The 11,442-nt window shown below is 67.8% G+C and carries 10 protein-coding genes; 6 read left to right on the top strand and 4 right to left on the bottom strand.

Going from position 1 to position 11,442, the window contains the following annotated elements; translation table 11 throughout:
* On the bottom strand, positions 1–438 hold a 438-nt coding region (locus GT042_RS11580), incomplete at its 3' end, for a single-stranded DNA-binding protein (protein ID WP_161308630.1).
* A gap of 77 nt (positions 439–515) precedes the next feature.
* Complete coding sequence (gene rpsF, locus GT042_RS11585; protein ID WP_073787253.1) at positions 516–806, bottom strand: 30S ribosomal protein S6; 291 nt, start codon at positions 804–806, stop codon at positions 516–518.
* A 270-nt stretch (positions 807–1,076) separates the two neighbouring features.
* Here rpsF and GT042_RS11590 point away from each other — a divergent pair, with 270 nt between their 5' ends.
* The 3 genes from GT042_RS11590 to GT042_RS11600 all read left to right on the top strand — a co-directional run bounded on the left by GT042_RS11590 (position 1,077) and on the right by GT042_RS11600 (position 3,784).
* A complete protein-coding gene (locus GT042_RS11590) occupies positions 1,077–1,391 on the top strand; it encodes a hypothetical protein (RefSeq protein WP_161308631.1) in 315 nt (104 codons plus the stop codon).
* 135 nt (positions 1,392–1,526) lie between these two features.
* Positions 1,527–2,645 (top strand): peptidoglycan bridge formation glycyltransferase FemA/FemB family protein, encoded by a 1,119-nt coding sequence (locus GT042_RS11595; RefSeq protein WP_161308632.1) that lies wholly within the window; start codon positions 1,527–1,529, stop codon positions 2,643–2,645.
* A 107-nt stretch (positions 2,646–2,752) separates the two neighbouring features.
* Positions 2,753–3,784 (top strand): alanine racemase, encoded by a 1,032-nt coding sequence (locus GT042_RS11600; RefSeq protein WP_161308633.1) that lies wholly within the window; start codon positions 2,753–2,755, stop codon positions 3,782–3,784.
* A 201-nt stretch (positions 3,785–3,985) separates the two neighbouring features.
* Here GT042_RS11600 and GT042_RS11605 read toward each other — a convergent pair whose 3' ends face one another.
* Positions 3,986–5,503: a glycosyltransferase 87 family protein gene (locus GT042_RS11605; protein WP_161308634.1), complete on the bottom strand. Its 1,518-nt coding sequence runs from the start codon at positions 5,501–5,503 to the stop codon at positions 3,986–3,988.
* Between the two features lie 177 nt (positions 5,504–5,680).
* Positions 5,681–8,347, bottom strand: a complete 2,667-nt coding sequence (locus tag GT042_RS11610) for a transglycosylase domain-containing protein (RefSeq protein WP_161308635.1) — start codon at positions 8,345–8,347, stop codon at positions 5,681–5,683.
* A gap of 370 nt (positions 8,348–8,717) precedes the next feature.
* Between GT042_RS11610 and GT042_RS11615 the strand changes: the two genes are divergently transcribed.
* The 3 genes from GT042_RS11615 to GT042_RS11625 all read left to right on the top strand — a co-directional run.
* Complete coding sequence (locus GT042_RS11615; RefSeq protein ID WP_161308636.1) at positions 8,718–9,434, top strand: helix-turn-helix transcriptional regulator; 717 nt, start codon at positions 8,718–8,720, stop codon at positions 9,432–9,434.
* Between the two features lie 55 nt (positions 9,435–9,489).
* Complete coding sequence (locus GT042_RS11620; RefSeq protein WP_161308637.1) at positions 9,490–10,572, top strand: inositol-3-phosphate synthase; 1,083 nt, start codon at positions 9,490–9,492, stop codon at positions 10,570–10,572.
* Positions 10,573–10,708: 136 nt separating this feature from the next.
* On the top strand, positions 10,709–11,442 hold a 734-nt coding region (locus GT042_RS11625), incomplete at its 3' end, for an MFS transporter (RefSeq protein WP_161308638.1).

Below are 11,442 nucleotides of genomic sequence, written 5' to 3' on the forward strand. Positions count from 1 at the left end.
GCCCCAGCTGCCGCCGCCCTGCTGGCCGCCGCCACCGCCGCCGCCGTACCCGCCCTGGCCCTGACCGCCGCGGCCGGTGGTCTTGGTGACCTTGGCCGTGGCGCTCTTGAGGCTGGGGCCGACTTCTTCGACGTCCAGCTCGTAGACCGTGCGCTTGACGCCCTCACGGTCTTCGTAGGACCGCTGCTTCAGCCGGCCCTGCACGACGACGCGCATGCCTCGCTGGAGCGACTCCGCGACGTTCTCCGCCGCCTGACGCCAGACCGAGCAGGTGAGGAACAGGCCTTCGCCGTCCTTCCACTCGTTGGTCTGCCGGTCGAAGATGCGGGGTGTGGACGCGACACGGAACTTCGCGACCGCCGCACCGGACGGGGTGAAGCGCAGCTCGGGGTCGTCGACGAGATTGCCGACGACCGTGATGACGGTCTCGCCTGCCATGGGTGAACCTCTCGGCGGGGATTGCTTCTGGCTGCTTGCTGCTGCTACTCGAACCCGATGACGTGTGAGCTAGGTGCTCAGTGGGTCTCGGGGCGGAGGACCTTGGTCCGGAGGACCGACTCGTTCAGGTTCATCTGTCGGTCGAGCTCCTTGACGATCGCGGGCTCTGCCTGCAGATCGATGACCGAGTAGATGCCCTCGGGCTTCTTCTTGATCTCGTAAGAGAGACGACGACGGCCCCAGGTGTCGACCTTTTCGACCTTTCCGTTGCCCTCGCGGACGACGGAGAGGAAGTTCTCGATCAGCGGGGAGACAGCGCGCTCCTCGAGATCGGGGTCGAGGATGACCATCACTTCGTAGTGACGCATGTGGAACCCACCTCCTTTGGACTCAGCGGCCACGGTCGTTCCGTGGCAGGAGGGTCGTGATGCGTAGCAACGGTATCGGCCGCCACTGACAATCCGGCTCGGTGAGCGGGGGATCGTGTTCTGGCCTGGGCAGACACCGGTGCAGACCGTACAGACTACCCGCAGAGCGGCTTCCGGTTGAAATCCGGTCCCGGGTGGGCACAATCTGTACACATCGGGTGTGTGCGGCGCTGGCGTGCGCCGCCTTCCGGCAAAGCCAGGAGGTGCCTCATGGCACAGGCAATGCGACCGAACTCGGCCCGTTCCCTCTTCTCGACGGACGGCAAGCCTCATCCGCTCCAGGACAGCCTGATCGCGGTGGCGTGGGTGCTGGGTGTGCTGGCGGTGACCACCGCGTTCTTCCACAATCTGCATCTGCTCACGTCGTGGGCGGGGCTGGTGGGGCTGCTCGCGGGGGGTTGCGCTCAGTTCATCTCGGTGACCACGCGTGAGCGTTTTCTTGCGGTCCTGGGATTGGGGGCTTCGGCGGTCGGTTTCTACATCGGGATGGCGCACGGTGGTCTGTTCGGCGGGGTGATCGGCTGACGGGCCGCTCCACGGCACGGCCGGCCGTCGCTCCACCGCACGGCCAGTCGGGGCGCTTCACGGGCGCAGTAGGCTTCGGCGCGAGAGCCGGAGCCCCTGTATCCATGGGGACACACCTGCCGAGGAGCGCCCCGCATGAGCCTGACCCTGAGGACCATCAGTCGTGAGCAGCATCTGGCGTACATCCAGAGCCTGCCCGCGGCGAGTCATTGCCAGGTCCCGGCTTGGGCCGACGTGAAGACGGAGTGGCGTTCGGAGAACCTGGGCTGGTTCGACAAGGACGGTCAACTCGTCGGTGTCGGGCTGGTGTTGTATCGGCAGTTGCCGAAGATCAAGCGGTATCTGGCGTATCTGCCGGAGGGTCCTGTGCTGAACTGGCACGCGCCGAATCTGGACGAGTGGATGCAGCCGATGCTGGCGCATCTGAAGCACCAGGGCGCGTTCTCGGTGAAGATGGGGCCGCCGGTGGTGATCCGCCGGTGGGACGCGGGTGCGATCAAGTCGGGTATTCAGGACCCGGATGTGAAGCGGCTGCGTGATGTGGAGGCGACGCACATCGAGCCGCGCGCGTTCGAGGTGTCGGACCGGTTGCGGAAGATGGGCTGGCAGCAGGCGGAGGACGGCGGTGCCGGTTTCGGTGACGTACAGCCTCGGTACGTCTTCCAGGTGCCGTTGGCGAATCGTTCGCTGGACGATGTCCTCAAGGGCTTCAACCAGTTGTGGCGGCGGAATATCAAGAAGGCCGAGAAGGCCGGTGTCGATGTGGTCCAGGGTGGTTACGAGGATCTGGAGGAGTGGCAGCGGCTGTACGAGATCACCGCGGAGCGTGATCATTTCCGGCCGCGGCCGCTCTCGTACTTCCAGCGTATGTGGAGTGTCCTGAACACCGAGGACCCGAATCGTATGCGGCTGTACTTCGCGCGTCACGAGGGTGAGAACGTGGCGGCGGCGACGATGCTGATCGTCGGGGGGCATGTCTGGTACTCGTACGGGGCGTCGGCGAACCACAAGCGTGAGGTGAGGCCGTCGAACGCGATGCAGTGGCGGATGTTGCGCGACGCGTACGCGATGGGTGCGACGGTCTACGACCTGCGGGGGATCTCGGATTCGCTGGACGAGACGGATCATCTGTTCGGTCTGATCCAGTTCAAGGTGGGTACCGGTGGCGAGGCCGTCGAGTACATCGGGGAGTGGGACTTCCCGTTGAACAAGTTGTTGCACAAGGCGCTCGACATCTACATGTCGCGTCGCTGACCGTGCCGGCGGGCGGGCGGAGTTTTCCGTGAAGCCGCCGGGATTGCCAAGTTTCTCCCTATCCTTTCCTTCTTACACCGCTGCCACGAGAAAGGTTCCGGCCCGGCATGGCGCTCTCTCTCTACGTCGACACCGCGCGCTGGCGGGCGCATCAGAAGTCGGTCATCGATCAGTTCCCGGGGCTTGTCCCGGTGTGCAAGGGCAATGGCTACGGCTTCAGTCATGAGCGTCTCGCGGACGAGACGACCCGCTTCGGTTCCGACATGCTCGCTGTCGGGACCATTTACGAGGCCGCCCGGATCAAGGACTGGTTCAGTGGCGACCTGCTCGTTCTGACGCCGTTCCGGCGGGGGGAGGAGCCGGTTCCGCTGCCTGACCGGGTGGTGCGTTCGGTCTCTTCCGTGGACGGGGTGTTCGCCCTGGTGGGTGCCCGTGTGGTCATCGAGTGCATGAGTTCGATGAAGCGTCACGGGGTGAAGGAGGAGGAGCTGGGCCAGTTGCACGCGGCCATCGAGGACGTGCGGCTGGAGGGTTTCGCCCTGCATCTCCCGCTGGACCGTACGGACGGTTCCGACGCGGTCGAGGAGGTCATCGGCTGGATGGACCGGTTGCGTGCGGCGCGGTTGCCGTTGCACACGATGTTCGTCAGTCATCTGCGGGCGGAGGAGCTGACGCGGTTGCAGCAGCAGTTCCCGCAGACGCGTTTCCGGGCGCGGATCGGGACGCGGCTGTGGCTGGGGGATCACGAGGCGACGGAGTACCGGGGCGCGGTGCTGGACGTGACGCGTGTCTCGAAGGGTGACCGGTTCGGTTACCGGCAGCAGAAGGCGGCGTCGGACGGCTGGCTGGTGGTGGTGGCCGGCGGGACGTCGCACGGGGTGGGGCTGGAGGCTCCGAAGGCGTTGCACGGGGTGATGCCGCGGGCCAAGGGGGTGGCGCGGGCGGGTCTGGCGACGGTGAACCGGAATCTGTCGCCGTTCGTGTGGGACGGGAAGCAGCGGTGGTTCGCGGAGCCGCCGCACATGCAGGTGTCGATCCTGTTCGTGCCGTCGGACGCGCAGGAGCCGCGGGTGGGTGCGGAGCTGGTGGCGCATCTGCGGCACACGACGACGCAGTTCGACCGGATCGTGGATCGCTGATGCTGGTGGCCCCTGGGTGTGCCTGGGGGCCGTACCGGGGCCTGAGAGGCCTTGAGGGGCGTACGGCGGGCTTCCGAGGCCGTACGCCGGGCCCGGAGGCGGTACGCGGGGGCCGGAGGCGGTACGCCGGGCCCGGAGCCGTACCCCGGCCGTAGATAGGCCGTACGGACCACATAGGCCGTACGGACCCCTCGTAACCCTTCAGGCGCCCTCTGACGGCCGTCCCGCGGTCTCCGTGTCCGGCGGCGGGGCTCCCCAGTCGACCCGCGGCCCGTCCGTCGCCGGGATGCCGTCGTACGGGGACCGGGCGGGAAGTCCGAGCGCGTGTACGTCCTGTGCCCCGTCCAGGACTCCGCCGGAGGGGTCGTCGGAGCCGTCGGCCCGTACGCCGTCCCGTTCGGGCAGCAGGATGTCGCGTACGACCATCGCGCACAGGTAGAGGGTCCCGGCGACGTGCAGGGCGATGGCGAGCTGGTAGCCCTCGGTGGGGAGTCCCTTGTGGCTGTCGCCGCTCATCGTGTAGGCGAGGTACATCCAGATGCCCAGGAAGTACATGACCTCGCAGGCCTGCCAGATCAGGAAGTCGCGCCAGCGGGGGCGGGCCAGGGCGGCGAGGGGGACGAGCCACAGGACGTACTGCGGTGAGTAGACCTTGTTGGTGAGGATGAAGACGGCGACGACGAGGAAGGCGAGCTGCGCGAAGCGCGGGCGTCGCGGGGCCATCATCGTGAGTGCGCCGATCGCCGCGCAGCCGAGGGCGACGAGGAGCGTCGCGGCGGTGTTGACGGTCTCGATGTTGATGGGGCGGCCGGTGCGCTGGGTGATGACCAGCCAGAAGGATCCGAAGTCGATGCCGCGTTCCTGGCTGAACGTGTAGAACTTCTGCCATCCCTGGGGGGCGAGCAGCATCACGGGGAGGTTGACGGCGAGCCAGGAGCCGGCGGCGCCGAGGGCGGCGGTGGTGAACTCCCGGAATTTCCCGGCCCGCCAGCAGAGGAAGAGCAGGGGCCCCAGGAGCAGGACGGGGTAGAGCTTGGCGGCGGTCGCGAGGCCGATGAGGATGCCGAAGGCCAGGGGCCTGGAGCGGGACCACATGAGCATGGCGGCGGCGGTGAGCGCGACGGCGAGCAGGTCCCAGTTGATGGTCGCGGTGAGCGCGAAGGCGGGCGCGAGGGCGACGAGCAGGGCGTCCCAGGGGCGGCGGCGGTGGACGCGCGCGGTGCAGACGGCGATGACGGCGGCGCAGATCATGAGCATGCCCGCGTTGACCATCCAGTACATCTGCTCGCGGTACTGCATGGAGCCGCCGGGGGTGAGCCAGGAGGCGACCTCCATGAAGAGTCCCGTCAGGACGGGGTACTCCAGGTACTGCATGTCGCCGTTGAGGCGGTCGAAGTACGGGACGAGGTTGTCGGAGAAGCCGCGTCCTACGTAGAGGTGCGGGATGTCCGAGTAGCAGGCGTGTGTGTACTGCGAGGTGGCGCCCCGGAACCACGCCCAGTCGTAGCAGGGCATCTTCTGGGCCATGCCGAGGGCGAACATGCCGATCGCGACGAGCGCGATGACGCGGACGGGGGTGAGGCGGCTGCTGCCGTGCCAGGCCCAGCGCCCGGCGGGGCCGCCGATCAGTTCGCTGCCTGCGGCGGCGATCTCGTCGCGCCGGGTGGGGGCGACGACCGGTCGGTCCTGGTGCACGGTGGTCTCTTCTGCGCTGGGCATGGCGCCCATCCTGCCGTACGGCCCTGTGACGCGGCGAGGGCCGCCGTACCCGCGCGTACCGGGTGGGTACGGGGGTGCGGCGGCCCTCGTGGGCGCTGCCGGGGTGGTGGGGGCGGTGGGCCCCGGGGTGGTCGGCCTGGGGGCGGTCAGCCCTGCCGGCCGGTCCCGGGGCGGTGGTCAGCCCTGCTGGCCGCCGAAGATGCCTCCGTCGCCGCCGCCGTTGCCACCGCCACCGGGGTCACCGGGGGGTGAGGTGGTCGTGGACGGGGTTCCGGTGTTGCCGCCGTTCTGCCCGCCGTTGTTGCCGCCTCCGTTGTTGCCGCCCCCGTTGTCGCCGCCGCCGTTCTGGCCGCCGTTGTTGTCACCGCAGCCGAAGAGCCTGGTGCAGGTGTCGGAGGGGGAGGGTTCTTCGGAGGGGGTTTCGCTCGGGGTCTCCGAGGGGGTTTCGCTGGGGCTCTCGGAGGGGCTCTCGCTGGGCGAGGCGGTTTCGCTGGGGGTGGGGCTGGGGCTGGCGCCGCCGCCGTACCAGGCGTCACCGAGGGGTTCGGGCTTGGGGAAGGGCAGGGCCTTCTTGCCCTTCATGGCTTCCATCATGTAGTCGCGCCAGATGGTGGAGGGGAAGGAGGCTCCGTGGATCTTCTCCTCCCCACCGGTGCCGAACATCTCCTCGAACTTGCGGTCCGTGTTCGTCGCGTCGTCGTCGAGCCGGTACATGTCGACCGCGGTGGAGATCTGCTTGGTGTAGCCCACGAACCAGGCCGACTTGTTGCCGTCGGTGGTGCCGGTCTTGCCGGCGACCTGGTGGCCCGGGAGCTGGGCGTTGGTTCCTGTGCCGTCCTCCACGACGGTCTTGAGGATGTCCGTGACGGTATCCGCGACCGGTGCCGAGAAGGCGGACTTGGTGCTGCCCTCGTGGGTGTAGACGGCCCGGCCCTTCTGGACGACCTTCTCCACGGAGTACGGGTCCCGCTGCTTGCCGCTGGACGCGAAGGTGGAGTAGGCGCCGGCCATGCGGATGGCGCTCGGCGTGGAGATGCCGATGGAGAACGACGGGACGTCGTTGTGGTTCATGGAAGCGTTGTTCAGCAGGCCCGCGCTGATGGCGGCCTGCCTCACCTGTGGGATGCCGACGTCCATGCCGAGCTGTACGTAGGGGGAGTTGGCGGACTTCTTCATGGCTTCGCGCAGGTCGATGGGGCCGAACGACTCACCGCCGTCGTTGGTCTGACGCCACTCGTTGCCCTCTTTGTCGGTCCAGATGGAACCGTCGAATCTCTTGATCTTGAGCTTGTTGTCGCCGTTGTAGATCGTCTTGTCCGGCGCGACGATCGTGCGCTTCCCGGACCCCTTGGGGTCCTGCACTCCGTCCTCCATCGCCGCGGCCAGCACGAACGGCTTGAAGGTCGATCCGACCTGGGCGCCGGTCTCGTTGGCGTTGTTGGTGAAGTGCTTGGTGGCGTCCTGGCCACCGTAGATGGCGAGGATCGCGCCCGTCTCGTTGTCGATGGAGGCGCCGCCGAACTGGACGTGGGTGTCGGTGTCCGGACGCTTCTTCGGGTCGATCTTCGCGTCGTAGACCTTGCTGACGGCCTTGTCGAGAGCCGCGACCTTGTCCTTCTCGAAGGTCGTGTGGATCTCGTAGCCGCCCGCGGACAGCGTCTTCGCGTCGATGCCGAGGTCGGTGTTGTTCAGGACGTACGACTTGGCGAGGTCGACCAGGTATCCGGTCTGGCCGCCCAGCTTGTCGTTCTTCTTCAGCGGGTCGGGCATGGGGAACTTGGAGAACTTGGCGCGCTCCGCCGGGGTGAGCTTCTTCTCGGCCACCAGCTCGTCGAGGATGCCCGACCAGCGGTCAGATGCCCGCTTGAGGTTGGCCTCGGGGGTGGCGGCGGAGTCGTACTCCGTGGCGCCGGCCGGGTCGTAGTACGTCGCGCCCTTGAGGAGCGTGGCGAGGAAGGCGCACTGGCTGGAGTTCAGGTCCTTCGCGTCGACTCCGTAGTACGTACGGGCGGCGGCCTGGAGACCGAAGGCGCCACGTCCGTAGTAGGAGGAGTTCAGGTACCCCGCCATGATCTTCTTCTTGCCCCACTCGTTGCCCACCTTGATGGAGATGAACAACTCCTTGAACTTGCGGCTCAGGGTCTGGTTCTGGTCGTTGAGGACCGCGTTCTTGACGAACTGCTGGGTGATGGTGGAGCCACCCTGCGTCTCGCCGCCCTTGGCCATGTTCACGAAGGCGCGGGCGATGCCCTTGGGGTCGACGCCGGAGTCCTCCCAGAACGTCTTGTTCTCGGCGGCGACCACCGCCTCCTGCATCTCCATCGGGATCTCGGAGTAGTCGAGGATCTGCCGGTTGACCTCACCACCGGTGGCCGCCATCTGGGTGCCGTCGGCCCAGTAGTAGACGTTGTTCTGGGCCACCGCGGTGTCGACGATGCTCGGCGTCTTCACCATGGCGTACGCGATCGACGCGGCCCCCATGAGGGAGGCGCAGAACGCCAGGAAGAGACCGGTGGTCAGCTTCCAGGAGGGGGTCCAGCGTCGCCAGCCGTACTTGTCGTGGCGCGGATAGTCGATGATGCGCTTCTTGCCCGGCGGGCCGCCCCGGCCGCGGCCGGGTGGTCCTTCCGGATGTCCGGCGCGCCGGCTGCCGCGCTGCGAGGCGCGCCTGGCCTCGGCGCGGCCCCCGGCGGGGCGCTCCTCCTCGTACGCGTCGGAGGGGACGGCCGAATCGGCTCCACGGGAATGATCCGCGCGACGGCCGGACGGCTGCTGGGCCGCACGCCTGGCCGCGGCACGTCCGCCACCTTGCGACTGTGGCGATTTGCGACGGTGCTCGCTCATCGAACGACTACTCCTCGGGCAGGCGCATACGCCTGGAAGCGGCAGTTGAGTTCCGGTACCCCCGACCTCAATACGGATGGGCCCGGTGTCGGGCTCATCCGCCATGCATCCGGTGGGCCGAGTGGCTTGGCGTTCACTCGCACCCCAGGGTCCCCGGTGGTCTGCATGCCGCACAGACTACGCACGGTCAAACCCCTCCGAGAGCTGAAGTTCATGCCAAACCAGGCAAGTTGCTCGATGAGAATTAAGGATGTGACGCCGTTCACCATGTCCCCTCTTGTCGCAGGAGCATCTCCCCTCTATCGTCGTGATGTATCGAGTCGATACATCAGTACGGCATAAGGGTCCTGAACGACGGAGGAGGCGAAGGGTGAGCAGACGCTCGGGCATCCTTGAGTTCGCCGTCCTCGGTCTTCTCCGTGAGTCCCCCATGCACGGCTATGAGCTGCGGAAACGGCTCAACACCTCGCTGGGGATCTTCCGGGCGTTCAGTTACGGGACGCTCTATCCGTGTCTCAAGACGCTGGTCGCGAGCGGCTGGTTGATCGAGGAGCCGGGGAGTGCTCCGGAGGACGCGCTGGCCGCGTCCCTGGCGGGCCGCCGGGCGAAAATCGTCTACCGCCTCACGGCGGCGGGCAAGGAGCACTTCGAGGAGCTCCTGTCGCACACCGGTCCCGACGCCTGGGAGGACGAGCACTTCGCGGCTCGGTTCGCCTTCTTCGGCCAGACGGAGCGCGAGGTGCGGATGCGCGTGCTGGAAGGCCGCCGCAGCCGGCTGGAGGAGCGTCTGGAGAAGATGAGCGCCTCCCTGTCCCGTACGCGCGAGCGCCTCGACGACTACACGCTCGAGCTTCAGCGCCACGGCATGGAGTCCGTGGAGCGCGAGGTGCGCTGGCTGAACGAGCTCATCGAGAGCGAGCGGGCGGGGACGGACCGGCGACGGTCGGGCCCCGGGGACCCCGCTGAGCGGCAAGAGACATCCGTGGAGGCGGACGGCCTGCCCCGGCACCGGGACACCGCGTCTCCCGGGGGTACGCCCCCGGGTCGCGGCACCCCGCCGGATCCGTCCGCCGACACGGCCACATGAGATCCCGCATCTTCGCGGGCTCATCAGAACACTGAGATCACAGGGAGCAAGCGGAATGGGTTCGGTTCGCGTAGCCATCGTCGGCGTGGGCAACTGCGCCGCCTCGCTGGTGCAGGGCGTCGAGTTCTACAAGGACGCCGACCCGGCGGGCAAGGTCCCGGGTCTGATGCACGTCCAGTTCGGCGAGTACCACGTGCGGGACGTCGAGTTCGTCGCCGCCTTCGATGTCGACGCGAAGAAGGTCGGCCTCGACCTCGCGGACGCCATCGGCGCCAGCGAGAACAACACCATCAAGATCTGTGACGTGCCCTCCAGCGGCGTCACCGTGCAGCGTGGCCACACGCTGGACGGCCTGGGCAAGTACTACCGCGAGACGATCGAGGAGTCCGGCGACGAGCCGGCCGACATCGTCCAGACCCTCAGGGACCGGCAGGTGGACGTTCTCGTCTGCTACCTGCCCGTGGGTTCCGAGGCCGCGGCGAAGTACTACGCGCAGTGCGCCATCGACGCCAAGGTCGCCTTCGTCAACGCCCTCCCGGTCTTCATCGCCGGTACGAAGGAGTGGGCGGACAAGTTCACCGAGGCCGGGGTCCCGATCGTCGGCGACGACATCAAGTCCCAGGTCGGCGCGACCATCACGCACCGCGTGATGGCGAAGCTCTTCGAGGACCGGGGCGTTGTCCTGGACCGCACGATGCAGCTGAACGTCGGCGGCAACATGGACTTCAAGAACATGCTGGAGCGTGAGCGCCTGGAGTCGAAGAAGATCTCCAAGACGCAGGCGGTCACCTCCCAGATCCGCGACCGTGACCTGGGCGCCGACAACGTCCACATCGGCCCGTCGGACTACGTGGCGTGGCTCGACGACCGCAAGTGGGCGTACGTCCGCCTCGAAGGCCGCGCCTTCGGCGACGTTCCGCTGAACCTGGAGTACAAGCTGGAGGTCTGGGACTCCCCGAACTCCGCGGGTGTCATCATCGACGCCGTGCGCGCCGCGAAGATCGCCAAGGACCGCGGGATCGGCGGCCCGATCCTCTCGGCGTCGTCGTACTTCATGAAGTCCCCGCCGGTGCAGTACTTCGACGACGAGGCCCGTGAGAACGTCGAGAAGTTCATCCGCGGCGAGGTCGACAAGTAGAACCCCGCGTTTCGCGGGAGCCGTTCGAGCACGATCGAACGATCGAGGAGGGTCACCAGGCCGCCGGCCCGGTGACCCTCCTCTTCTGTGCCGCCTGTCCCTTCTGTGTCACCGGCGGGTGTGTGACGCTGGCTCCATGTCCGTCGTGGGTGATCTGCGCGTACTTCTGCGCCTCGGTGATTTCCGCCGCCTGCTGACCGTCCGTCTGCTCTCGCAGGCCGCCGACGGTGTCTTCCAGGTCGCGCTCGCCACCTATGTGGTCTTCTCCCCCGAGAAGCAGACCTCGCCGACCGCGATCGCCTCCACGATGGCGGTGCTGCTGCTGCCGTACTCCCTGATCGGCCCGTTCGCGGGTGTGCTGCTGGACCGCTGGCAGCGCCGGCAGGTGTTCCTGTACGGGAACCTGCTGCGGGCCCTGCTGGCCGGCTGTACGGCTCTGCTGATCCTGGCGCAGGTGCCCGACTGGCTGTTCTACGTCTCGGCGCTGTCGGTGACGGCGGTCAACCGGTTCGTTCTCGCGGGGCTCTCGGCCGCCCTGCCCCGGGTGGTGGACGCGGAGCGCCTGGTGGTCGCCAACTCCCTTTCCCCCACGGCCGGGACGCTGGCCGCGACCGCCGGGGGCGGCCTGGCCTTCCTCGTACGGCTGACGGTTCTGGACTCCGCCACCGCGGTGGTGCTGCTGGGCGCTGTCCTCTATCTCTGTGCGGCGCTCGCCTCGCTCCTGATGGCGCGGGAACTGCTGGGCCCCGAACGGGCGCCGGACCGGCCGCGGTTCGGTGCGGCGGTGGCGTCCACCGTACGGGGGCTCGGGGACGGGCTGCGGCATCTCGCGCGGCGGCCGGCGGCGGCGCGGGCGCTGGCGGCGATGGG

Source organism: Streptomyces sp. SID3212, from assembly GCF_009865405.1.
Classification (GTDB): Bacteria; Actinomycetota; Actinomycetes; order Streptomycetales; family Streptomycetaceae; genus Streptomyces.